The sequence below is a fragment of the Mycobacterium sp. BK086 genome (assembly GCA_004362315.1).
Lineage (GTDB): Bacteria > Actinomycetota > Actinomycetes > Mycobacteriales > Mycobacteriaceae > Mycobacterium.
Window position 1 is genome coordinate 1799652 of record SNWL01000003.1, and the last position, 24711, is coordinate 1824362.

The following is a 24711-nucleotide window of genomic DNA, read 5'->3' on the forward strand; positions in this document are numbered from 1 at the left end:
AGATCTGGCAAATTCTCAAGCGGCAACGCGGCACTGCTGTCATCCTGATGCACAGCGGATTCCCAGCAACGGAATTGAAGCCGGCGAGCCAGGTCGTCGACGCCGCCCCACGAGGGAGAACCTCCGATGGACCACGCCGATCGCCGCCCACTGCTCGCCGTCGCCGCCCTGGCCACCGCCGGGGCGCTGGCCCTGAGCCCCGTCACCGTCACACCGCCGGCATTGCACGCCGCGCTCTCGCCGACGCGCATCTCCAGCGAAGCGGTACAACTCGCCGACGCATGGTCGGATTTGTTCGCTGACACCACCGCGAATCTGGGCGACCTGGCGGCGATGACGCTCGGCCTGAACAACAGCTACCCGCTGCCGCCGCTGGCCTTCCCGCTCGCACCGGTCGCCACTCAGTTTGTGCTCACCCAGGTGGCCTACGTCGGACTGCTGCTGAGCGGCCAGGGCGGCCAGATACCCGGGTGGATCGGCGCGCACCTGACCCAGCTGGGGAACATTGCCCAACTGGCTGTCAGCGCCATACCGGGAGTTCTCCTCCAGCAGATCAAAGTGCAACTCGAAGCGGTCGTGAAAACGTTCGACTACATCGCGACCAGCGGCAACGTGCTGTATGCCTTGTCGCAAGCCCCGGCCGTCTTCCTGAACTTGGCTCTCAACAACCAGTTCGGGATCCTCGGACCCACCGGCCCGATCGGACTGCCGCTCATCTTCCGCAATCTGATCGCCGCAGCGATCTACACGCCACTGCCCACGATCACCTTGCCGTTCAAGAAGGCGGCGGCCTCGACACCCAATTCGACTGCAGCTGCGGCAGTTACACCGAAGACGCCGGCGCCGTCGGGCACCGCGAGCTCGGCCCGCTCGAAGCCGAAGGCACCGTCGTCGGCAGCCAGCGGCAAGCGCAAGCCGGCGACATCATCCAAGTCCGACACCAAGGGCGCGGGCTCCGGCCAGGGCCACAGCAAGCGCGGCTGACGCGACCCCACCAACACCGTCTCTACGAAGGAGAAACATCCGATGGAACGTGCCGCCCGCCGCCCGATGCTCGCGGCCGCAGCCCTGACCACCGCTGGGGCGCTTGCACTTTCACCCATCACGGTGACACCGCCTGACCTGCACACCGCCGGCATCTCACCGCTCAGGGTTTCGACGCAGGAGGTGCAGCTCACCGACGCCTGGTTCGATCTGCTCAACGACACCCTCATCAGTGCGTATCTGTTGGGACAGTTGGCCGTAGGGGCGAATCCCGCTTATCCCCTGCCGAATCCGATGTTCATCGCACCCATCCTCACCCAACTCGTGGTGGTCAACCCCCTGACCTATGCGGTGCAACTGTTGACCGGTGAGGGGGCCAAGGTGCCGACGGAGATCATTGCCCACATCAATAACCTCGTCCTTGTCGCCCAGGCCATCGGCAAGGATGTGCCTCCGGCCATCGTCAAGGAGATTCAGAATCCGTTCTTCGCCCTCCAGCAAGCGGTCGAATCCATCACCACCGCAAGCAACCTCCTGATCGGATTGCTCGAAGCGCCCGCGGTGTTCCTGAATGGCGCCCTGAATGGTCAATACGGGCTCATCGGCTACAACGGCCCGATCGCCCTTGGGTTCATCATCCGAAACGTCGTGGCGCAACAGCTCTTCACGCCGCCTCCTGCCGTTCTGCCGTTCAAGAAGGCGGCGAGCGCTTCCGCGTTGCGACCCAAGGCATCGGCCATCACCGTCGCGCCGTCGGGCACCGCCGGCTCAGCTCGGTCGAAGCCCAAGGCACCGTCGTCGGCGGCCAGCAGCAAGCGCAAGCCGGCGGCATCGGCCAAGACCGGTACCGACACCGGACAGGGCCACAGCAAGCGCGGCTGAGCCGCCACAACGAGAAGGAACTCGCAGATGGAGCACTCGGCCCGCCGCCCGATGATCGCCGTCGCAACCCTGACAACCGCTGGGGCGCTGGCACTTTCACCCATCACTGCAGCACCGCCCGGATTACATCCGCACAACATCGCCGCGACGCACATCTCCAGCCAAGCGGTCCAGCTCACCGATGCGTGGTCCGATCTGGTCACCAACTCCGTGACCAACGTGGTGCAGATCGCCGCGACGTTCATCGGATTGAACAGCTCGTTCCCTTGCCCAATCCGGTCTTCATCGCTCCGGTCATCGCCCAGTTGGTGCTCAATCCGGTGATCTATGGCATTCAGTTGGTCACCGGCCACGGCGCCGACATCCCCGCCGAGATTCTCGACCACATCAACAACCTCACCAATCTGGTTCCGGCCCTTGCCGCCGATGTGATCGCGGGCATCGGCTATCAAGTCCAGGCACCGTTCCTCGCGCTCGAGCTGGCGATTAATTCCGTCGCCACCGCCACCAACAAACTCGTCGCCCTACTCGAGGCTCCCGCGGTGTTCCTCGACGCCGCACTGAACAGCACGTACGGCCTCCTCGGCCTCTACGGTCCGATCTCGCTTCCGATCCTCATCCGCAATGCACTGGCCTCGGCGATCGCCGCCCCGGTGCCCACCATCGTGCTGCCGTTCAAGAAGGCGAGCGGTGCGGCGGCCTCGAAGGTGTCCACACCCAAAGCCGTGACCGCGCCGTCGGGCACGGCTGGCTCGGCCCGGTCGAAGCCCAAGGCGACGCCGACGGCCGCCAGCAAGCGCAAGCCCGCGGCATCCACCAAGTCCAGTGACAACAACGCCGGCCAAGGGCGCAGCAAGCGCGGGTAGCTGTCAACACCACAGATAGATGTGGCAAATATCTATGCTGTGGCTGAGTGCTGCGGTATAGGTAATACCCAGCGGATTCCCAGCCAAGGAATTGAAGCCGACGAAGCCCCGTCGACGCCGCCCCTACGAGGGAGAAAAGCCCTGATGGAACTTGCTGTTCGCCGCCCGATGGTGATCGCAGCCGCATTGGCCACCGCCGGCGCACTGGCCCTGACCCCGGTCATCGCCACGCCACCCCAATTACATGCGCTGGACCTTTCGCCAGCGACCATCTCCACGCAAGCTGTCCAGCTCACCGACGCGTGGTCTGATCTGCTCTCCAACACCGTGAGCAGCGTGGTGCAGCTCGGCGGGCTGTTCATCGGATTGAACAGCACCTTCCCATTGCCGAATCCGGTCTTCATCGCTCCGGTCGCCGCTCAGCTCGTGCTCAACCCGCTGATCTACGCCGGACAGCTGTTGACCGGCCAGGGTGCCAAGATCCCGGGCGAGATCGCCGACCACCTTCAAAATCTTGCCGTTCTCGCCCAGGCCATCATCAGCGACGTGATCCCGGCCATCGGCCTGCAAATTCGGACACCGTTTATCGCTTTCCAGGACACGATCTCCTACATCGCCAACGCGTCCAACAAGCTCGTGGCGCTGCTTCAGGCTCCCGCGTTGTTCCTCGACGCCGTGCTGAACAGCCAGTACGGCCTCATCGGCCCCAACGGTCCGATCGGGGTTCCCATCATCATTCGGAACCTGGTGGCCTCGGGCATCGCCGCCGCGACGTTCCCGCCGATCGTCCTGCCGTTCAAGAAGGCCAGCGGCGCCAAGACCGCGGCGCCGAAGGCCGCAACCGTCACCGCACCGTCAGGCACGGCAAGCTCGGCCCGCTCGAAGCCCAAGGCGCCGTCGAGCAGCAACCGCAAGGCCACGTCGGCCAAGGCCAGTAGCAAAGGCGGCGGTGCACACAGCGCGCGCGGCTGACGCAAAGCGATGACTATTGGGGGCGGGGCGAGTCAATCCTTGTGACGGAACCCGACAAAAGGAGCTCACATGACCGCCCTGCCCCCGGTAGTCGACCAGCAGACCTGGCGCGCCGCGCTCGACGACCTCCGCAAGCGTGAGAAGGCCGCCACCCGCGAACTCGACGCGATCGCCGCACAACGCCGCCGGCTGCCGATGGTCGAGCTGCCCGAGTACACCCTCGTCGGCGCCGACGGCCCCGTTTCACTGGCCGACGTGTTCGACGGACGGTCGCAGCTCATCGTCTACAACCACATGTGGACCGATGGCGAAGAGTGGCAGTGCCCCGGCTGCACCGGGTTCACCTCCCAGTTCACCCGGCTGGAATTCCTGGACAACTACGACGCCCGGTTCGTCATCGTCACCAACGGACCGATCGCAGAAGCCTTGGCGTACAAGGCCAAAGTCGGCAACAAGATGGATTGGTACTCGTCGTCGGACAGCACGTTCGGTGCCGACGTCGACGCCGCCCCCGGTGAGGGCTTCGGGGTCAACGTCTTCCTGCGCGACGGCGACACCGTCTTCCGCACCTGGCACACCAACGGCCGAGGCACCGAACAACTGAGTCACTCGTTCGCGCTGATCGACCTGCTGCCGTGGGGCCGCCAGGAGGAGTGGCAGGACTCCCCCGCCGGCTGGCCGCAGCGCCCCACCTACTCGGGGTGGGCGGGCTCGCAAGACATCGCCCGCGCCTACGGCGAAAGTCCTACGCTGCACAGGTGACAACGCCTCCAGAACCGTCGACCCACCCCTTCGAACCCCACCACGGCGCATTCGGAAGCAAGTTGAACTGGTTGCGCGCCGGGGTGCTCGGCGCCAACGACGGCATCGTGTCGACAGCCGGCATCGTCGTCGGCGTGGCCGCGGCGTCCATCGAGCGCGGGCCGATCTTCACCGCCGGCATCGCGGCGCTGGCCGCGGGCGCATTGTCGATGGCCGTCGGGGAGTACGTGTCGGTGAGCACCCAGCGCGATTCCGAAAAGGCCATGCTCAAGCTGGAACGCCATGAGCTGGAGACCGAGCCGATGGCCGAACTCGACGAGCTCGCAGCACTTTACGAAGCAAAGGGGCTGACACCGGCGACGGCACGCACGGTGGCCGAGGAACTCACCGACCACGACGCGTTCGCCGCCCACGTCGACGCCGAACTGCACCTCGATCCCGACGAACTGACCAACCCGTGGCAGGCCGCGATCTCGTCGGCCATCGCCTTCACTGTCGGCGCCATCCTGCCGCTGCTGGCAATCCTGTTGCCGCCGCCATCAATTCGGGTGCCGATCACCTTCGTCGCGGTGCTGCTCGCGCTGACGATCACCGGCTGGATCAGCGCACGCCTCGGCGGCGCCAATCCCCGCCGGGCAATCTACCGGGTGGTGATCGGCGGCGCGCTGGCGATGGCCGTCACCTTCGGCATCGGCCACCTGGTCGGCGGCGCGGTCGGCTAATCGATGTACTCGGCCGAGCCGTCGTCGAGTACGACGCGGGTGTTGGCGCCGTCGGGTCCGCTGGCTTCGGTGCGGTAGACCGCCCGCCCCGGCTCGGTACGCCAGATCGACGTCGTCAGCGTCTCGCCCGGGAACACCGGCGACGTGAACCGCGCGCTGACCGCGGTGAGCTTCGCGGAGTCATTGCCGGCGAGCTCGGAAAGCAGTGCGCGCCCGGCGAATCCGTAGGTGCACAGACCGTGCAGGATCGGGGTGGGAAAACCGGCCATCTCGCGGGCGAACCACGGATCGCTGTGCAACGGATTGCGGTCACCCGAGAGCCGGTAGATCAACGCCTGGTCGCCGCGAGTCTCCATCGAGATGCGGGCGTCGGGCTCGCGGTCGGGGTACTCGGGGGCCACGGGGCGCTGACCGGGCTGCCCACCGAAGCCGCCTTCGCCGCGGATGACGGCGGTGGACAGCGTCTCGGCGATCAGCTCGCCGGTGGCCGGGTCAGTGCCCTTGCCGCGCATCACGATGATCGCGTTCTTGCCCTCGCCCTTGTCCTGGATGTCGGCGACCTCGGAGACCACCGACAGTTCGCCGGAGGCGGGCAGTGGCTTGTGCAGCCGGATCTCCTGCGAGCCGTGCAGCAGCATGCCCCAGTTGAACGAGCCCACCTTGGTGGCGGCCCCGAATGCCGGACAGCAGATGACGGCGAACGTCGGCAGCACCTGCTGGGCGATGTCGTGGCTGTTGTCGGTGGTGAAGGGCAGGTCGTCGGTGCCCGCGCCCACGCCGAGCGCGTAGAGCATCGTGTCGCGGTCGGTCCACTGGTAGGGCTGAGCGTCGGTGACCGCTCCGATTGCCGTGGGGTCGATGGGCATTGCCGCACTCCTGGGGTCGTGGATGGAGAAACTCCATCGTCGCACTGGCTAAATCCGGCCCACCACGGCGGTCGACAGGGCACGCTAGGACCATGCCTGTTTCCCGCATCCGGACCCTCGTCGCGATCGTCGCCGCGCTGTTGGCGGCGGTTCTGGTCGCCTCCTGCAGTTCGTCCGCCCCGAGCGAGCGCACGATCACGCTGACGTTCATCCGCCATGGCGAGTCCGAAGCCAACGCGAGCGGCATCATCGACACCGAGGTGCCCGGGCCGTCCCTGACAGCGACGGGTCAGCAACAGGCCACGGCGGTGGCCGACCGCTTGAAGGGCAACAAGTACGACGGCGTATACGCCTCGGAGATGGTCCGCACACAGCAGACGGCCGCGCCGATGTCGAAGGCGCTCGGGGAACCGGTCACCGTGTTGCCCGGCCTCAACGAGATCGGGGCCGGCTGGTTCAACGGCACCAGCATGGACAAGGCCGCGATCACCTACATGGTCGCCCCGGCCGACTGGCTGCGCGGCGACACCAGCTTCGCCATCCCGGGATCGGTCAGCGGTGCCGAGTTCAACGGCAAGTTCACCGAAGCGGTGCAGCGCATCTACTCCAGCGGCAACAACAAGCCGGTCGCCTTCTCCAGTGCCGCGTCGATCATGATGTGGACCCTGATGAACGTCCGCAACGCCAAGGACAGCTTGGCGTCCGATCATCCGCTGCCGAACACCGGCCGGGTGGTGGTGACCGGCAACCCGGTGATCGGGTGGACGCTCGTGGATTGGGACGGCATCACGTCCTTCTGATGGGTTCTGAACTCTTCGGCATGCCGCTGCGCGTGCGGTACGTCGAGTGCGACATGCAGGGCCGAGTGTTCAACGGCCATTACCTGACCTGGGTGGACATGGCCCTCAACGAGGCGCTGCGCGAGATCTTCGGCGACTATCAGACGCTGACCGACGCGGGCATCGATTTCGTGGTGGCCGCGGCGGAGCTGCAATTCCGCCGGCCCGCGCACTTCGACGACGAGCTGGTGATCGGGGTGGGGTTCGACCCCCTGGGCCGCACGTCGCTGCGCAGCACCTACGAGATTCGCCGCGATGAGGATGTGCTTGCCGAGGCGGCGATGATCCACGTCTGCGTCGATGCGGCGACGTTCGAGAAACGGCTGTGGCCGGACTGGTTCCGCGAACGGATTTCAGTGGCCCATTGACCGCGGCACGATCGGCGATCAAAGATGACCCATGCGCTATGTCGTTACCGGCGGTACCGGGTTCATTGAGCGCCGGGTGGCCACCCAGATCCGCGACCGCCACCCCGATGCCGAGGTATGGATGTCGGACGACGTCCGGCCCGATCGTGCCGACCATGTCGTCAACTGCAGGGTGGCCGCCACCGAGGCGGCGCTGACACTGAGCCGTGAGTTGGGCGCGACGCTGCATCAGCTGTCCTCGGTCGCGGTGGCCGGCGACTTCGCCGGTGAATACACCGAAGACGATTTCGACGTCGGGCAGCAGTTGCCCAGCCGGAGGCACCGAGCAGCCTTCGATGCCGAGCAGCTACTGCGGATGTCTTCGGACGTGCCGTTCCGGATCTATCGGACCGGAGTGGTCGTCGGCGACTCCCGCACCGGCGAGACCGATCGAATCACCGGGCCCTATCACGTTTTCGGGCTGCTGAGCCGGCTGGCGGGCCTGCCGTCAAAGACCCCGATCCTGTTGCCCGACATCGGCCGGATCAATGTCGTCCCGGTCGATTACGTCGTCGCGGCGCTGGTGGAACTCATGCACGCCGACGGCCGCGACGGTCAGACCTTCCATCTGACCGCACCCGAGCCGATCGGTCTGCATCAGATCTATCGCGGCGTGGCTCGCACGGCGGGGCTGCCCGCGCTGCGCGGCGGCCTGCCCCGCCGGGTGGCCGAACCGCTGCTGGGGGTGCGGGGGCGGGCAAAGGTGTTGCGCGACATGGCCGTCACGCAGATCGGTGTGCCACCCGACGCCGTCGACAGCCTCGAGACGGAGGCGATCCTGCATTCGGAGCGCACCCGAGAAGCGTTGCGCGACAGCGGAATCGAGCCGCCCCCGTTCGCGTCCTATGCGCCTGCGCTGTGGCGGTACTGGGCCGAGCACCTCGACCCCGAACGCACCCGCAACGGCGATCCGGACGGTCCGCTCGTGGGCAGGCACGTGATCATCACCGGGGCGTCCAGTGGTATCGGGCGGGCCGCGGCGGTGGCGGTCGCCGCGCGCGGCGCCACCGTGTTCGCATTGGCGCGCAACGGCGAAGCGCTGGCCGAACTCGTCGATGAGATCGAGGCCGACGGCGGGCGGGCCGTCGCCTTCAGCTGCGACGTCACCGACACCGCGTCCGTCGATGCGACGATCGCCGAGATCCTCGGCCGGTTCGGTCACGTCGACTATCTGGTCAACAATGCCGGCCGCTCGATCCGGCGTTCGGTGAGCGCCTCGACCGACCGCCTGCACGACTACGAGCGGGTGATGGCGGTCAACTATTTCGGCGCCGTGCGGATGGTGCTGGCGCTGCTGCCGCACTGGCAGGCACGCCGGTTCGGTCACGTGGTCAACGTGTCCAGCGCCGGGGTGCAGGCACGCAATCCCAAGTACAGCTCGTATCTGCCGACCAAGGCCGCCCTGGATGCGTTCACCGACGTGGTGGCTTCGGAAACCCTTTCGGACAACATCACCTTCACGACGATCCACATGCCGCTGGTGAAGACGCCGATGATCGCGCCGTCCGGGCGGCTGAACCCGGTACCGCCGATCAGTGCCGAACATGCCGCCGCGATGGTGGTGCGCGCGTTGGTGGAGAAGCCGGTGCGGATCGACACCCCGCTGGGGACTCTGGCCGATGCCGGGCAGTACTTCACCCCCAAGCTCGCCCGGCGGGTGTTGCACCAGCTCTACCTGGGCTATCCCGATTCGCCGGCCGCACGCGGGGAGGTCCGGCGTCCGTCGTCGGGGGCCACGCGGTTGCCGACAGTCCGGCTTCGGGCCCCTCGCCCGGTCAAAAGAGTGGTGCGGATGGTGCCCGGCGTGCACTGGTGACTTGAGCCAGATCGGGGCGAGACTCAGCGGCGGACGAGGCCGCCACTTAGGCTGCTCGCATGGCGACGGGGTGGCAGCTACTGGAGCGGCCGGCCAAGCACGAGGTCATCACGTCCGCGCTGACAGACAGCGAAACCTCAGGCGTGGTGATCACCGGCCCGGCGGGAGTCGGCAAGACGACCCTGGCGCGGTCGGTCACCGCATCGCTTCCGGGGCGCGCCCGGTGGGCGGCGTGCACCTCGTCGTCGAGCAGCATTCCGCTCGGGGCGTTCGCTCAGTGGGTCAAACCCACCGATGCCCGCGATCCGATCGAGCTGTTGGTCTCGGCGCGGCAGTCCCTGCTCGCCGACGGGCCCGCGGTGATCGGTGTCGACGACGCTCATCTCCTCGATCAGCTGTCGGCCACGCTGCTGCATCAGATCGCGGTGGAGCGCACCGGGTCGATCGTCGCGACGGTGCGCAGCGGCGAACCGGTGCCCGACTCGGTGATGACGCTATGGAAAGACGGCTATCTGCGCCGCATCGACCTGGAGCCGTTCAGCCGCGACGAGTGCATCGCGTTGGTCGAGTCGGTGCTCGGCGGCACGCTGGAAGAGCTCAGCGCCAACGTCATCTGGTCACAGTCCGGGGGCAACCCGCTGTTCCTGCGGCACATGGTGGAGGCGGCACTCGAAGCCAGCACGCTGAGCGAGGTCAACGGCGTCTGGCAGCTGCGCGGGTCGACCACGGTGTCGTCAGGCCTGGCGACGCTGCTGGAGAACCGGTTCGACAACGCCGACCCTGAGGCCGTCACGGTGCTGCGGCTGTTGGCGCTGTGCGAGCCCCTGGACATCGACGCACTGGTCGAACTCGCCGGCGAGCGCGCGATCGACGCCGCAGAGAAGGCACATCTGATCCGGATCGATCGCGACGGGCCAGCCCTCAACGCCCGGATCAGCCACCCGCTGTACGGCGACGTCGTGTTGCGGCAGATCGGGACCGCGTCGGCGCGGATGCTGCGCGGCCAGATCGTCACGGTGCTCAACCGGCATCAGCCGACGTCTGCGGCCGGCCGGATCCGGTTGGCACAGCTGTATCTGGACAGTGACCAGACCGCCGAGACGGGATTCTTGGTCGCCGCGGCCAAAGATGCTGTGTCGCTTGCCAATGCGCCACTGGGTGAACGGCTGGCGCGCACCGCATTCGAGCGCGAGTACGGGATGCGGGCCGCCCATCTGCTGTCCAGGGCGCTGATGTGGCAAGGCAGGCCCAGCGAGGCCGACGAGGTCTTGGCACGGTTCGACCCCGACGAACTCGACGAGGTCCAGCTGGTGTTGTGGGGCATCCCGCGGGCGTCGATCGTGTTCTGGTCGCTGGCCGAGGTGGCGCGCGCCGACGAGGTGATGCAGTTACTTCGGAGCCGGGTCAGCAATTCGCTTCTGCGGCCGATGGTCGACGCGGCCGATGCCGCGTTCATGATTTTCCAGAACAACCTGCCCGAAGGCTTGGCCATGGCCGAGGCGGTGCTGGCCAATCCCGGCGCGCCGCAACAAGCGGTGGAGACGGCGGCGTTCGTGGCCGGACTGGCGATGCCGGTGGCCGGCCGTGGCGCCGACTTCGTGACCATCGCCGAACGCTGCTTCGACACCCAGCGTTCCACCGACGGCCTGATCCGGATGATCGCGCGCTACGGCGAGGTGTTGGCCCTGACGTACATCGGTGAGCTGGACACGGCCGAGAGGCGTGCGGTGACCTACGGCGAATTCTCGTCCTCCGGAGAGTTTCTCGGCTGGGCGGTCGCCAAGGTCATGACAGCCGTCGTGGCGGTGGCCCGGGGCAAGTTCGCCGAGGCGATCCCGACGATCGAGCAGGCACTGGCGGCGCTGAACGCGCAGAACTCGCTGCCGTGGCGGCTGCCGGGCCGGCTTCTGCTGGCGCGTGCCTACGCCGGCTCAGGCAGGCCCGATGACGCCGAACGCGTGCTGGCCGAAGCCGCCGAACATACGGGCCCCACCGTGGCGCTGTTCGACCCGCAGGTGCTGATCGTCAAGGCGTGGATTGCGGCCGCGCGCGGCGGCGGGCGCCGGGCCGTTGAGCTGTCCCGCGCCGCTGCCGACGCCGCGCACCGCAGCGGGCAGTTCGCCCTCGAGGCCGAGGCGTTGCACGACGCGTGCCGTTTCGGCGATCGCAAACTGGCCCACCGGCTGCAGTCGCTGTCGGTGTGCATCGATGGCCCGCTGCCCAAGCTGTATGCCCGGCACGCCGCGGCGCTGGCGGACTCCGATGGCAACGGACTGGACGCCGTCAGCATCGACTTCGAAGAGGCTGGGCTGCTGTTGTCGGCCGCCGACGCCGCCGCTCAGGCCGCCGGTTTCCACGAGCAGCGCAACGCCCGGCGTCGGGAGATCGAATCAGTCACGCGCGCAATGCGTCTGGCGGCGGCATGCGGGGGCGCCTCCTCCCCCGCCATCCGGGGCGCCGCCCGGCCCCTGCCCGTCACCGCGCGCGAACTCGAAGTCGCCGAGTTGGTCGCCGCCGGCTTGCAGAATCGGGACATCGCCGTGCAGCTGTCGGTGTCGGTCCGCACCGTCGAGGGCCACGTCTACCGAGCATGCCTGAAACTCGGTGTGTCCGATCGCGATGGGCTGGCCGCCATCATCCGCGAGGGTGGCTCGCGTTGAGCGTCGGGGATGACCAGGGCAGCGCCTTGCCCGTTTTCGCCGATGTGGACACCGGCGTCGACGACGCGATGGCACTGGTGTACCTGCTGGCAAGTCCTGATGCGGACCTCGTCGGAATCGCCTCCACCGGTGGCAATGTCCCGGTAGATCAGGTGTGCCGCAACAACCTCGGACTTCTCGAGTTGTGCGGGGCCGACGCCATTCCGGTGTCCCGGGGTGCCGATCAGCCGCTGAGCATCCCACTGCGCACCGCCGAGGACACCCACGGTCCCACCGGGCTCGGTTACGCCGAACTGCCCGAGCACCAACGCGAACCCACCGAATACGACTCGGCCGAAGCGTGGGTGCGTGCCGCCCACGCCCGGCCCGGCGAGCTGATCGGGCTGGCCACCGGACCGCTGACCAACCTCGCGCTGGCCGTGCGCGACGAGCCCGAATTGCCGTCGCTGTTGCGGCGGCTGGTCATCATGGGCGGATCGTTCGACTACCGAGGCAACACCACCCCGGTGGCCGAGTGGAACATCAGCGTCGACCCGGAGGCCGCTGCCGAGGTATTCGACGCGTGGGGGCGGGCCGCGGATGCCAAAGTGATTCAGCCGCATCAGCTTCCGATCGTATGCGGGCTGAACCTGACCGAGAACATCATGCTGACGCCGAACATCCTGAGCCGCCTGGCCGCCGCGGCGGAGACCACCTCGACAGCGATGAGCGTGCTCGACTCCCGGGGCACACGGTCGAGCGCCGACAACTCGTTGATCCGTGCGCTCGAGGATGCGATGCGGTTCTACTTCGAGTTCCATTTCGATCAGGGCGAGGGTTTCCTGGCGCATCTGCACGATCCGCTGGCGGCGGCGGTGGCGCTGGATCCCGGCCTGGTGCAGACCCGGGCGACCACGGTCGATGTCGAGCTCACCGGGACGCTGACCCGCGGCATGACCATCGCCGATTGGAGCCACCGATGGGGCCGGGAATCCAACGCGCACGTCGGCGTCGGCGTCGATCCGGTGGTGTTCTTCGATCGGTTCATCGAACGGGTCGGCCCGTTCGCACGTCGGCTGGAAGCCGCCAGATAGGCGAGTAGCTTGCTCATTCGTAGACGCCTTCCAGGTACCACCGGCGCTGCCGATAACACAGCAGCAGCGCGGCTCCCGGCTCACCGGACTGGTTGTCCACCAGCACCTGGGCGCGTGCCGTCCGGCCGGCCCTGGACTGCTCGCCCTGATCCCACCAGCGCTCGTCCACCGACCACGGCCCGGCCCACCATCGCAGCGCACCCCGGTAGTGGTGACCCGCGCCGTCCAACCGTGCCGGTTCGGCCGTGAACATCCCCCGCCCGGTCACCCGGACCGGATTTCCTTGGGCGTCAAGCAGTTCCACCGGATCATCGAGGATCACCGCCGGGGCGGGTTCGGGTAGCCGGCCGGGCCATGGCCGGTCCGGATCGGCCCTGGGCACCAGCTCGTCGCCGAGCGGGGTCAAGGTGATGCGTTCGGCGGGGCCGCGACCACCGGACAACACCGGAAGCTGGACCGCCTCCTGCCCCAGCAGGCCCTGCACCCGGACCAGTGCCCGGCGAGCCCGTAACCGATCCTCCTCCCCTATGCCGCCCCACAGCGGCAGCTGAAGTGCTTCTGCGGAAACAACTTCCACCGGCTGCAGCCGCAGCATGATCACCGGTGAGTTCGGCCGGTCATCCGGGTTGCGCCGGTTGAGCCAGCCGTCGAGCTGCCAGCGCACCCGGTCGGCGGTGGCGTCCTCGGTCAGCGGTTCGGCGCACCGCCACACCCGGGTGAGCTCACCGCCGCTCGCGGTGAGGGCGTGAATGGCCAGCCGGGTGCATCCCACCCCCTCCGCCGCCAGGCTGCGATGGAGAGCGCCGGCCAGCGTCCGGCCGGCGAACGCGGCCGCGTCGACCCGGTCGACCGGCGGATCGCAGTGCAGCACCGCGTCCAGGTCGGCCGCCGGTTCACGGCCGGACGGCCCGCGTACCGGCTCGCCACGGGCGAAGCGGTGCGCGGCGGTCGCATCGGCCCCGAACCGGGACGTGACATCACTTCGCGACAGCGCCGCGAACTGCCCCAGATTGCGGATACCCATGCGCCACAACAGATCTGCCAATTCTTCCCGGCCGGGTCCGGACAGGCTGGGCTCACCGGACAGCTGGCGGATAGACAACGCCGACAGGAACGCGGCATCGCCACCGGGCTCGATCATCCGACCGGCGCGGGCGGCGAAGACGGCCGTCGGCAACTGATCGGCAATCCCCACCTGACATTCGGCACCCGCGGCGGCGACGGCGTCGACCAACTTCTCCGCGGCGGCCGGTTCGGAACCGAAGTAGCGAGCCGCACCGCGAACCGACAGCACCAGCAGCCCCGGCCGCAGCACCTCGGCACGCGGCACCACCTCGTCGACGGCCGCCGTCACCCCTTCGAAATAGCGGGCATCGCGGGCCGGGTCGGCGGTGACCACATGCAGCTGCGGGCACCGGGCCTGCGCCTCGCGCCGGCGCAGGGTGCGGCGCACCCCGACGGCGCGCGCGGCAGCCGAACAGGCGATCACCCGGTTGGCCAGGGTGACCGCGACCGGGGCGGTCGGCGGTAGTCCGGCAGCCGCGGCCGCGGCAACGGCGGGCCAGTCCATGCACCAGATCGCCAGCACCCGGCCGGTCACATCAGCTCACTCTGGACCGTGCCGCGCGGCCGTGCGCCCGAACGGACATCCGCACCCGGCTGATCCGCCCGGACCCCGACACCTGACCGGCGGTGGTCTCGTAACCATGCACCCGCGCATCCAGGCGCACCGTCGCGCCCTGCCAGTCCCCCCGCGCGACCAGCAGCGTGCAGCCCTTCTGCCGAGCCCTGGCCACCACCGCCCGTGCCCGGGTGGCGGTGACCGTCCGGCCGGCCAGGCCGAGCACCACCAGATCCATCCCGTCCATCAGCACCGCGGCCACCTCCACGGGATCGGTGCCAGGATCCGGGATCACCGCCAGCCGGCTCAGGTCCGCACCCATCTCCACCGCGGCCAGCAGCCCGAAATCCGGCAGCCCGACGACGGCCACATGCCCGCCGCCCGCCGTCACCGCCGCGGCGATGCTCACCGGCAGCGAGCGAGCACCCGACACCACTGCCACCGCACCCCGCGGCAACCCCATCGGCAGCGGTCCGGCCAGCGATTCGGGGATCGGTAGCAAACTTTCCGAGGTCGGCAAAACCTCATTTGCCACATCCGTAACAGGGCGGGTGGCACCCACCTTCCCCGAGACCGCCGCCATTTGACGCCGGAGCTGTTCTAGCTGCTCAGAGCGGTTGAGCTGACGTTTCTCCAGGGCAATCGCCGCCGTCATCGCCCCACCTCCAGCCGTGCTCGCGATTCGCTGTGTTCGAATGTATGTTCGATATCCGAGTAAACACCCACCCACCGACAGCGTCAAGCGCGGAAGCCACCTCCCGAACGTCCCAAGCCGACGTTCGTCACAGCGCCGAAAACGCACCTGGCACGATGCAGGGCATGACGAACATCGAACAGGCTGAGAAGGTCGCCCACGGAGCCGGCTTCATTGCCGCGCTGGACCAGAGCGGCGGCAGTACCCCCAAGGCGCTGAAGCTCTACGGCATCGCCGAGGACCAGTACTCCGGTGACGAGCAGATGTTCGACCTGGTGCACGAGATGCGCACCCGCATCATCACCAGCCCGGTCTTCGAGGGCGACCGGGTCATCGCCGCGATCCTGTTCGAGATGACCATGGACCGCGAGATCGAGGGCCGCCCGACCGCCGACTACCTGTGGAACGTCAAGAAGGTCGTCCCGATCCTCAAGGTCGACAAGGGCCTTGCCGCCGAGGAAGACGGCGCTCAGGTGATGAAGCCCATCGACGGCCTGGACGCGCTGCTGGCCCGCGCGGTGGACAAGGGCATCTTCGGTACCAAGATGCGTTCGGTCATCAAGCTGCCCGGCGCCGGCGTCGAGGCCGTGGTGGCCCAGCAGTTCGAGGTCGCCCGCCAGATCCTGGCCGCCGGTCTGGTGCCGATCATCGAGCCCGAGGTCGACATCAACTCACCCCAGAAGGGTGAGGCCGAGGAGCAGCTCAAGGCCGCGATCCTGCGCCACCTCGACACCCTCGGCGATCAGCAGGTGATGCTCAAGCTGACCCTGCCCGACACCGACGATCTGTACCGCGAGCTGGTCGACCATCCCCGGGTGATGCGGGTGGTCGCGCTGTCCGGCGGCTACGACCGCACCGATGCCTGCGAGCGGCTGGCCCGCAACCACGGCGTCATCGCGAGCTTCTCCCGCGCATTGACCGAGGGCCTCACCGCACAGCAGAGCGACGACGAGTTCGACAAGACGCTGGATGCGGCGATCAGCGAAATCGCCGCTGCCTCAAGGACTTAGGGGGTCGTGGGCACCGACGTCGCGCCGGAGTGATATCCGAGCATCGCCGATACGTCCTGCGCCCAATACTCTGCGAACAGCACCCCGGTGGCGGCGATCGCCGGACCGTTGAGACCGAGGAAATTGCTGGCGGTCAGTTGCATCAGCGTGGCGCGGTTGGCCGCGATCGTCGCGGGTGACGTGCCTGAGACGAACGCCGATTCGTAGGCCGCAGCCGCGACTGACGCTTGCGTGGCGGCGTTCTCAGCTTGTGCGGCAGCCGCCGACAACCACCCGACATAGGGTGATGTCGCCGTGGCCATGGCGTGGGCTGCCGGGCCCGCCCCGGGGGTTGAGCCGAATGCCTTGAGCACTCGGTCCACGCCCTGCGCCGCCGCGTTGAGCTCATCGGCGAGTCCGTTCCACGCCGCCGCCGCTGACAGCAGCGAACTGGAACCGGCCCCGCTGTACACCCGGTTGGAATTCACCTCAGGGGAAACCGAGGTGAAATCGAATACGGCCACCCGGGCGTCGTGGCCGAAGACCTTTGCCTGCTCAGCGATCGCCTTGTGTTGCTCGGCGATCTCCTTGTCCTGGTCGGTGAGATTGGTGTCGGCCTCGGCAATCGTGTTGCGGCTCACCGCTTTCGCGTTGCCGCTCGACGCGCGTTTCGCAGCAACCGCATGCGAAGGAGCGGCCACGCGTTTCTTGTGATGAGCCACCGAGGAGTGCGACGACGAGCCTGACGCGGCACTGTCGGCGTGAGCGACGCCCGACCCGCTGGCCAACGCGGCACCTACGCCGAGGGCGAGGGTTCCAGCGCCCATCCAGATGTACAGTCCACGCGCCATACCACGCCCCCGTCCGGAATGCGCCGACACTCGACGCAGCAAACAGACGTTAGCATGAGTAAAGACGTAGCTACTCCCATTCGATGGTGCCGGGCGGCTTGCTGGTGATGTCGAGCACCACCCGGTTCACCTCGGACACCTCGTTGGTGATGCGCGTCGAGATGCGCTCCAGCACTTCGTAGGGCACCCGCGTCCAGTCGGCGGTCATCGCGTCCTCGCTGGAGACCGGCCGCAGCACGATCGGATGACCGTAGGTTCGCCCATCGCCCTGCACACCGACTGAACGGACATCGGCCAGCAGCACCACCGGGCACTGCCAGATCTGATTGTCCAGACCGGCCGACGTCAACTCCTCGCGGGCGATCAGGTCGGCGCGGCGCAGCGTGTCCAGCCGGTCGGCCGTCACCTCCCCGACGATCCGGATACCCAGCCCCGGCCCCGGGAAGGGTTGGCGGGCAACGATTTCCTCGGGCAGGCCGAGCTCCCGGCCCACGGCGCGCACCTCGTCCTTGAACAGCAGCCGCAGCGGCTCGACGAGCTTGAACTTCAGATCCGCGGGCAGTCCGCCGACATTGTGGTGGCTCTTGATGTTTGCCGTGCCCGTGCCGCCGCCGGACTCCACGACGTCGGGATACAGCGTCCCCTGAACCAGGAATTCGATCGGGTGGCCGTCAGAGTCGCCGTCGGCCAAGAGATCTCGCACCGAACCCTCGAAGGCACGGATGAACTCGCGGCCGATGATCTTGCGCTTGCCTTCCGGGTCGTGCACCCCGGACAGCGCATCCAGGAACCGGCCCTCGGCATCGACGGTCACCAGCCGGGCACCAGTGGCGGCCACAAAATCGCGTTGCACTTGGGTGCGTTCCCCGGCGCGCAACAGACCGTGGTCGACGAACACACACGTCAGACGGTCACCGATGGCGCGCTGCACCAGTGCGGCGGCCACCGCGGAATCCACGCCGCCGGACAGCCCGCAGATGGCCTTGCCGTCGCCGATCTGCTCGCGCACCTGCTCGATCAGGCTCTCGGCGATGTTGGCCGGCGTCCAGCTGGCCCCGATTCCGGCGAAGTCATGCAGGAAGCGGCTCAGGATCTGCTGGCCGTGCGGGGTGTGCATGACCTCGGGGTGGTACTGCACCCCGGCCAGTCGCCGGGCGCGGTCCTCGAACGCGGCCACCGGGGCGCCGGCGCTGGCGGCCACCACCTCGAACCCCTCCGGTGCGGCGGTGACGGCGTCGCCGTGGCTCATCCACACCGGCTGCGTGCCAGGCAGGCCCGAATGCAGCTCTCCGCCAAGGACTTCCAGTTCCGTGCGGCCGTATTCACTGGTGCCGGTGTGCGCGACGGTGCCGCCGAGGGCCTGGGCCATGGCCTGGAAGCCGTAGCAGATGCCGAACACCGGCACCTCGAGGTCGAACACGGCCGGATCCAGCTGCGGGGCGCCGTCGGCGTACACGCTGGACGGTCCGCCGGAGAGCACGATGGCCTGCGGGTCCTTGGCCTTGATTTCCTCGACGGTCGCGGTGTGCGGGATGACCTCGGAGAACACCCGCGCTTCCCGGACGCGCCGGGCGATCAGCTGGGCGTACTGGGCGCCGAAGTCGACCACCAACACGGGACGAGGCGAAGGGGATGTCACGGGATGAGTCTAGTGGGCCAGATCGCCCGACCCGCTCATCAGCCGCAGGTAGCCTTTCGCTGATGAAAGCCCTGCCAGCGGCCCTGGGAGCCGCTGCCGTCGCGCTGACCGCGCTGGCACTGCGCCGCTACCTGTCCGCCCGCGACGCGCTGGCCGCCGTCCCCGCCGAGCTGCGCAGCCCGCTGCTACCGGCCCTGACCGGCGACACCACCGAACGCAACTACCGGCGCTCCCGGCTGCTGACGCGGATCGTCAGCACCCCCACCGGCGCGGGCGTCACCGTCACCAAGCGACAGATCGCGGGCCGGCCGGTGCTGGTGATGACGCCGGCCACCCGGGGCCCCGCCGCACTGCTGTACATCCACGGCGGCGGCATGGTGGTGGGCTCCCCGCAGTCGGAGGCCGTCGCCGCCGCGCAGCTTGCCCGCGAATTGGGTGCCCTTGTGGTCTCGCCGGACTATCGGCTGGCGCCGGAACATCCGTTCCCCGCCGCCCTGAACGACTGCATGGCAACGCTGTACTGGATGCGCGACAACGCCGCCGAACTGGGCATCGATCCCGAGCGCATCTCCGTCAACGGATCCAGTGCGGGCGGCGGCCTGTCCGCCTCGGTAGCGCAGCGCGCCCATGACGAGGGAATCGCCCTGCGGGCCCAGGTATTGGTCTATCCGATGATCGACGACCGCACCACGCTGCGCGACGACCACAACGGGCGGGGCGCGTTCCTGTGGACGCCGGGGTCCAATCGGTTCGGCTGGACGGCCTACCTCGGCCGCCCGCCCCGCTGGTCGGACGCACCCGAGTACGCCGCGCCCAACCGGCGCGAAGACCTTTCCGGGCTCGCACCCGCCTGGGTGGGCGTGGGTGGGCTGGATCTGTTCTACGACGAGTCCGTCGACTACGCGGAACGTCTGCGTGCCGCCGGGGTCGAATGTGAGCTGGTGGCCGTGCCGGGGATGTATCACGCCGCCGACGGCCTGGCGCGCAGGGCGCCCGAGATGCGCGCGTTCCGGCAAAGCGCGCTGGAGTTCCTCCGTAGCCACCTCTGAGACCCCGGGCATGTTCTGCGACCAGAACGGGAATGGACAGCGGGGGGCGCGACAAAGGAGGTCGAGGGTGCTGGGACTGCCCGACGGGGTGAAGGCCTGCCTGTTCGACCTCGACGGTGTGCTCACCGACACCGCCCGGGTGCACACCAAAGCGTGGAAGGCCATGTTCGACGGGTTCCTGGAACGACGGGCGCAACAGGCACACACCGCGTTCGTGCCGTTCGACGCCGCGCATGACTACCCGGCCTATATCGACGGCAAGACCCGTGAAGACGGCGTTCGCTCGTTTCTGGCCAGCCGTCACATCGACCTCCCCGAGGGCGACCCGTCCGACGCGTCCACCGCCCAGACGGTCTATGGGCTTGGCAATCGCAAGAACCTGCTGTTCCAACAGCTCTTGGAGAAGAACGGGGTCGACGTGTTCGACGGGTCGCGGCGCTACCTGCAGGCGGTGCACGACGCAGGTCTGGCGGCGGCGGTGGTCTCGTCGAGCGCCAACACCCGTCAAGTCCTCCAGATCACGGGCCTGGACGACCTGGTACAGCAGCGGGTCGACGGCATCACGATTCGTGACGAGCACCTGCGCGGCAAGCCGGCACCCGATTCCTATCTTCGCGGTGCTCAGCTGCTCGGTGTCGAACCGGCCAATGCCGCGGTGTTCGAGGACGCGCAGGCCGGAGTGGCGGCAGGCCGGGCCGGGAATTTCGGGTTCGTCGTCGGCGTCGACCGCCTGGGTCAGGCGGATGCCTTGCGGCGCAACGGCGCCGACGTCGTCGTCACCGATCTCGGGCAATTGCTGGAGACGCCGTGATCAACGGTGAGGCGTTCCCGATCGAGCCGTGGCAGGTCCGGGAAACCCACCTGAACCTCGATCAACTGGCCCAGTCGGAGTCACTGTTCGCATTGTCCAACGGGCACATCGGATTACGCGGAAACCTCGACGAAGGCGAACCGTTCGGCATCCCCGGCACCTACCTGAATTCCTTCTACGAAACCCGGCCACTGCCCTACGCCGAGTCCGGGTTCGGGTATCCCGAAGACGGCCAGACGATCGTCGACGTGACCAACGGCAAGATCCTGCGGCTGCTGGTCGACGACGAGCCCTTCGACGTTCGGTACGGCGACCTCGACGAGCACGAACGCATTCTCGATCTGCGGGCCGGCACCCTGACCCGCCGCGCGATCTGGCGGTCACCGGCGGGCAAGAAGATCAGCTTGGTCTCGACGCGACTGGTATCGCTGGTGCAGCGATCGGTCGCGGCCATCGAGTATGTTGTCGAGGCTGTCGACGAATTCACCCGTGTCACGGTGCAATCCGAGCTCGTTGCCAACGAGGATCAGCCGGAGCGATCCAACGACCCACGGGTGTCTGCGGTGCTGAAGCACCCGTTGGAGCCGATCCATCACGAATCCACCGAGGACGGTTCGCTGCTGGTGCACCGCACCAAGGCCAGCAAGCTGATGATGGCCGCGGCGATGGACCATCTGGTGGAGGTGCCCGGCCGGGTGGAGGTCGACACCCTGGCCGCCGAAAACCTGGCCCGCACCACCGTCATCTGCGGGCTGCGGCCCGGCCAGAAGCTGCGCATCGTGAAGTTCCTGTCCTACGGCTGGTCGAGCCTGAGATCCCGTCCCGCACTGCATGATCAGGTGGCGGGCGCGCTGGCCGGCGCCCGCTACACCGGTTGGGAAGGCCTGCTGCAGACCCAGCGCGAGTATCTCGACGAGTACTGGGATTGCGCCGATGTCGAGCTCGACGGCGACCCGGGCTGCCAGCAGGCGGTGCGGTTCGGCCTGTTCCACGTGCTGCAGGCCAGCGCTCGCGCCGAGCGTCGCTCGATCCCCGGCAAGGGCCTGACCGGGCCGGGTTACGACGGCCACGCCTTCTGGGACACCGAAGGTTTCGTGCTGCCGGTTCTTACTTACACCAAACCCGACGCGGCCGCCGACGCGCTGCGCTGGCGTGCGTCGATCCTCGATCTCGCCAAGAAGCGGGCCGAGCAGCTGGATCTGAAGGGTGCGGCGTTCCCGTGGCGGACGATCCGCGGCGAGGAGTGTTCGGCCTACTGGCCGGCGGGCACGGCGGCCTGGCATGTCAACGCCGACATCGCGATGGCCTTCGAACGGTATCGGACGGTCACCGGGGACCATTCGCTGGAAACCGATTGCGGCCTGGCGGTTCTCGTCGAGACGGCGCGGTTGTGGATATCGCTGGGCCACCACGACCGCGACGGGGTGTGGCATCTCGACGGTGTCACCGGACCCGACGAGTACACCGCGGTGGTCCGCGACAACGTGTTCACCAATCTGATGGCCGCACACAATCTTCGGACGGCCGTCAAAGCATGTCAGCGCAATCCGGACGCGGCGCGCGCGCAGGAGGTCACCACCGAGGAGACCGCCGCATGGCGAGAGGCCGCGGACCGAGTGCACATCCCCTATGACGACTATCTGGGTGTGCACCAGCAGTGTGAGGGTTTCACCAGGCTGCGGGAGTGGGATTTCACCGACAAGACGATCTATCCGCTGCTGCTGCACCAGCCCTACGTCCGGCTCTACCCCGCCCAGGTGATCAAGCAACCCGACCTGGTGCTGGCGATGCAGTGGCGCAGCCACGAGTTCACCGATGACCAGAAGGCCCGCAACGTCGACTATTACGAGCAACGCACCGTGCGCGACTCGTCGCTGTCGGCATGCACGCAGGCGGTCATGTGCGCCGAGGTCGGCCACCTCGAGTTGGCACACGCCTACACCCACGAGGCAGCACTGATCGACCTGCGGGACCTGCACGACAACACTCGCGACGGCCTGCACATGGCATCGCTGGCCGGGACATGGACCGCGCTGGTCGCAGGCTTCGGCGGGCTGCGCGACGACGAGCACATCCTGTCGCTGGATCCTCAACTGCCCGAAGGTATCTCACGACTCAAATTCGGGGTGCACTGGCGCAAGTATCGGCTGGCGGCCGAGATCGATCACCGCGAGGTGACCTACACTCTGCGCGACGGTCCTGACGGCAAGCTCGCGATCCGGCATGCCGGTGACGAGTTGACCTTGACCACCCGCGCTCCCACCACCGTCGCCCTGAGGTCCCGCAAGGCCTTGCTTCCGACTCCCGAGCAGCCGCCGGGGCGCGCTCCGCAGCGGCATATCGAACGCGCGGAGCGCTAGCCTCCGGTGTTGATCGGCTCGATCGGCAGGTGGCGAAGACCGCCAGGCGCATCGACGGGAACGACCGGGTTCTTCGGTTCGATCGGCGCCAGCCGCCGGTAGGGCTGCCCCTGAGCGGGACGCTGATCGTCCTCATCCTTGTTGGGCCACAACGATGTTGCCCGCTCGGCTTGAGCGGTGATCGACAGCGACGGATTGACGCCGAGGTTGGCTGAGACTGCCGCACCGTCCATCACATGCAGCGTCGGGTAGCCATACACCCGCTGATAGGGGTCTAGCACGCCATGGTCGGCGCTGTCGCCGATCGCGGCGCCGCCGAGGAAGTGCGCGGTCAGCGGGATGTTGAACAACTCGCCCCAGGTTCCACCGGCGACACCGTCGATCTTCTCCGCAACTCGGCGAGTCACCTTGTTACCGGCCGGAATCCAGGTTGGATTGGGTTCGCCGTGTCCCTGCTTGCTGACCATCCGGCGCTTCCCGAACAGGCCCTTCTTGGTGTAGGTGGTGATCGAATTGTCCAGGTGCTGCATCACCAAAGAAATCATGGTGCGCTCGCTCCAGCGACGCGGGCTCAGCATTCGCAGCATCGCCCGCGGATCCTCACCGGCGTTGTTCAGCAACTGCTTCCAGCGCGGCACGTCGCTGCCCTCGGGGCCGGGCCCGTCGGTCATCAACGTCTGCAGCAGGCCCATGGCGTTGGATCCCTTGCCGTAGCGCACCGGTTCGACGTGGGTGTCGTGGCTCGGATGGATCGACGACGTGATGGCCACACCGTGGGTGAGGTCCAGATCGGGGCGCGCCTCCAGACGTCCCGCTCCCACAATCGATTCCGAGTTGGTACGCGTCAGCACCCCGAGCTTGTCGGAGAGCTTGGGCAGCGTGCCGGTGTCGCGCATCTTGAACAGCAGCTGTTGGGTGCCCCAGGTGCCGGCCGCCAGGATGACCTGGCGCGCGGTGAACGTCTTGCGATCCTTGCGGGCCCACCGGCCGGTGTGCACCGTCTTGATCTCCCAGATGCCGTCCGAACGCTGCGCGAATCCGGTGACGGTGGTCATCGGAATGACTTGTGCCCCAGCCCGTTCCGCCAAGCCGAGGTAGTTCTTGACGAGCGTGTTCTTCGCCCCGTGCCGGCAGCCCGTCATGCATTCGCCGCATTCGATGCAGCCGGTACGGGCTGGCCCGACGCCACCGAAGTAGGGGTCGGGCACGGTCTTGCCGGGCGTCTTCTCGCCGTTGACCCCGAAGAACACCCCGACCGGCGTGGGGGTGAAGGTGTCGCCGACACCCATCTCGTCGGCCACCTCCTTCATGATCCGGTCGGCGTCGGTGAAGGTCGGGTTCTTGATCACGCCCAGCATCCGCTGCGCCTGGTCGTAGTGCGGCATCAGTTCGGCGCGCCAGTCGGTGATGTTCTTCCACTGCGGGTCGTTGAAGAACGGGTCCGGCGGCACGTACAGGGTGTTGGCGTAATTGAGCGAGCCACCGCCGACGCCCGCGCCGGCCAGGATCATCACGTTGCGCAGCAGGTGGATCCGCTGGATGCCGTAGCAGCCCAGCCGCGGCGCCCACAAGAACTCACGCAGCCTCCAGGACGTCTTGGCGAACTCGTGGTCGGCGTAGCGGCGGCCGGCCTCCAGAACGCCGACTTTGTAGCCCTTTTCGGTGAGGCGCAGCGCGCTGACGCTGCCGCCAAAACCCGAACCGATGATCAGAACGTCGAAATCCGGCTCCATCGGACCATTATGAACTTACCGGCCGGTAACAAGCTAGAGAGGCGTGCCTAACCCGAGACCCATCCAGGACCGCTTGGCCACCTAATTCCCAGGCAGCGGGACCACGGGGTGGCGC

General features: G+C 67.7%; 21 protein-coding genes. 15 read left to right on the plus strand and 6 right to left on the minus strand.

Features of this window, described 5'->3' with window-relative positions; translation table 11 throughout:
• The first annotated feature begins 126 nt into the window (after nt 1-126).
• From EV580_RS08935 to EV580_RS08960, 6 genes are all read left to right on the plus strand, one after another.
• Nucleotides 127-984 carry a hypothetical protein gene (locus tag EV580_RS08935; protein WP_133690673.1) on the plus strand — a complete coding sequence of 286 codons (858 nt, stop codon included), beginning with the start codon at nt 127-129 and terminating at the stop codon, nt 982-984.
• Between the two features lie 42 nt (nt 985-1026).
• Complete coding sequence (locus EV580_RS08940) at nt 1027-1866, plus strand: hypothetical protein (RefSeq protein WP_166654619.1); 840 nt, start codon at nt 1027-1029, stop codon at nt 1864-1866.
• Between the two features lie 266 nt (nt 1867-2132).
• Nucleotides 2133-2732: a hypothetical protein gene (locus EV580_RS08945; RefSeq protein WP_286171505.1), complete on the plus strand. Its 600-nt coding sequence runs from the start codon at nt 2133-2135 to the stop codon at nt 2730-2732.
• 144 nt (nt 2733-2876) lie between these two features.
• The gene (locus EV580_RS08950; RefSeq protein WP_133690674.1) at nt 2877-3704 is read left to right on the plus strand and encodes a hypothetical protein; all 828 of its coding nucleotides are present in this window, start codon (nt 2877-2879) and stop codon (nt 3702-3704) included.
• Nucleotides 3705-3773: 69 nt separating this feature from the next.
• Entirely contained in the window at nt 3774-4466 is a 693-nt protein-coding gene (locus EV580_RS08955) for a DUF899 domain-containing protein (RefSeq protein ID WP_133690675.1), read from the plus strand.
• Nucleotides 4463-5188: a VIT1/CCC1 transporter family protein gene (locus EV580_RS08960; RefSeq protein WP_133690676.1), complete on the plus strand. Its 726-nt coding sequence runs from the start codon at nt 4463-4465 to the stop codon at nt 5186-5188. Before EV580_RS08955 ends, EV580_RS08960 begins: the two co-directional genes overlap by 4 nt.
• On the opposite strand, the gene EV580_RS08965 is transcribed toward EV580_RS08960, so the two are convergent.
• Nucleotides 5185-6054: a MaoC family dehydratase gene (locus EV580_RS08965; protein WP_133690677.1), complete on the minus strand. Its 870-nt coding sequence runs from the start codon at nt 6052-6054 to the stop codon at nt 5185-5187. The two genes, EV580_RS08960 and EV580_RS08965, sit on opposite strands and share 4 nt — an antisense overlap.
• Nucleotides 6055-6146: 92 nt before the next feature.
• On the opposite strand from EV580_RS08965, the gene EV580_RS08970 reads away from it, so the two are divergent.
• The 5 genes from EV580_RS08970 to EV580_RS08990 are packed head-to-tail and all read left to right on the plus strand — an operon-like array spanning nt 6147 to nt 12849.
• Entirely contained in the window at nt 6147-6854 is a 708-nt protein-coding gene (locus EV580_RS08970; RefSeq protein ID WP_133690678.1) for a histidine phosphatase family protein, read from the plus strand.
• Nucleotides 6854-7261 (plus strand): acyl-CoA thioesterase, encoded by a 408-nt coding sequence (locus EV580_RS08975; RefSeq protein ID WP_133690679.1) that lies wholly within the window; start codon nt 6854-6856, stop codon nt 7259-7261. Before EV580_RS08970 ends, EV580_RS08975 begins: the two co-directional genes overlap by 1 nt.
• Before the next feature lie 31 nt (nt 7262-7292).
• Nucleotides 7293-9116 (plus strand): SDR family oxidoreductase, encoded by a 1824-nt coding sequence (locus EV580_RS08980; RefSeq protein WP_133690680.1) that lies wholly within the window; start codon nt 7293-7295, stop codon nt 9114-9116.
• A gap of 59 nt (nt 9117-9175) precedes the next feature.
• Complete coding sequence (locus EV580_RS08985) at nt 9176-11776, plus strand: helix-turn-helix transcriptional regulator (RefSeq protein ID WP_133690681.1); 2601 nt, start codon at nt 9176-9178, stop codon at nt 11774-11776.
• Between the two features lie 26 nt (nt 11777-11802).
• Nucleotides 11803-12849, plus strand: a complete 1047-nt coding sequence (locus tag EV580_RS08990) for a nucleoside hydrolase (RefSeq protein WP_133691106.1) — start codon at nt 11803-11805, stop codon at nt 12847-12849.
• Between the two features lie 13 nt (nt 12850-12862).
• On the opposite strand, the gene EV580_RS08995 is transcribed toward EV580_RS08990, so the two are convergent.
• On the minus strand, nt 12863-14419 hold the full coding sequence (locus EV580_RS08995; RefSeq protein WP_166654656.1) for a DNA polymerase Y family protein: 1557 nt from the start codon (nt 14417-14419) through the stop codon (nt 12863-12865).
• Between the two features lie 31 nt (nt 14420-14450).
• Complete coding sequence (gene imuA' / locus EV580_RS09000; RefSeq protein WP_133690683.1) at nt 14451-15125, minus strand: DnaE2-dependent mutagenesis accessory factor ImuA'; 675 nt, start codon at nt 15123-15125, stop codon at nt 14451-14453.
• A 155-nt stretch (nt 15126-15280) separates the two neighbouring features.
• Between imuA' and EV580_RS09005 the strand changes: the two genes are divergently transcribed.
• The gene (locus tag EV580_RS09005) at nt 15281-16174 is read left to right on the plus strand and encodes a fructose bisphosphate aldolase (RefSeq protein ID WP_183502880.1); all 894 of its coding nucleotides are present in this window, start codon (nt 15281-15283) and stop codon (nt 16172-16174) included.
• Here the strand turns inward: EV580_RS09005 and EV580_RS09010 are convergent.
• Nucleotides 16171-17004: a PPE family protein gene (locus tag EV580_RS09010; RefSeq protein WP_133690685.1), complete on the minus strand. Its 834-nt coding sequence runs from the start codon at nt 17002-17004 to the stop codon at nt 16171-16173. The two genes, EV580_RS09005 and EV580_RS09010, sit on opposite strands and share 4 nt — an antisense overlap.
• A gap of 70 nt (nt 17005-17074) precedes the next feature.
• Entirely contained in the window at nt 17075-18643 is a 1569-nt protein-coding gene (gene guaA / locus EV580_RS09015; protein WP_133690686.1) for a glutamine-hydrolyzing GMP synthase, read from the minus strand.
• Nucleotides 18644-18705: 62 nt separating this feature from the next.
• Between guaA and EV580_RS09020 the strand changes: the two genes are divergently transcribed.
• From EV580_RS09020 to EV580_RS09030, 3 genes are read left to right on the plus strand one after another with little or no spacing between them, the layout of a single operon-like run.
• Nucleotides 18706-19692 carry an alpha/beta hydrolase gene (locus EV580_RS09020; RefSeq protein WP_133690687.1) on the plus strand — a complete coding sequence of 329 codons (987 nt, stop codon included), beginning with the start codon at nt 18706-18708 and terminating at the stop codon, nt 19690-19692.
• Between the two features lie 10 nt (nt 19693-19702).
• Nucleotides 19703-20503, plus strand: coding sequence for a beta-phosphoglucomutase family hydrolase (locus EV580_RS09025; RefSeq protein WP_133690688.1), 801 nt, complete (start codon nt 19703-19705; stop codon nt 20501-20503).
• A complete protein-coding gene (locus tag EV580_RS09030) occupies nt 20500-22863 on the plus strand; it encodes a glycoside hydrolase family 65 protein (RefSeq protein ID WP_133690689.1) in 2364 nt (787 codons plus the stop codon). Before EV580_RS09025 ends, EV580_RS09030 begins: the two co-directional genes overlap by 4 nt.
• Here EV580_RS09030 and EV580_RS09035 read toward each other — a convergent pair.
• Nucleotides 22860-24596, minus strand: a complete 1737-nt coding sequence (locus EV580_RS09035; RefSeq protein ID WP_133690690.1) for a GMC oxidoreductase — start codon at nt 24594-24596, stop codon at nt 22860-22862. The two genes, EV580_RS09030 and EV580_RS09035, sit on opposite strands and share 4 nt — an antisense overlap.
• Nucleotides 24597-24711: the final 115 nt, after the last annotated feature.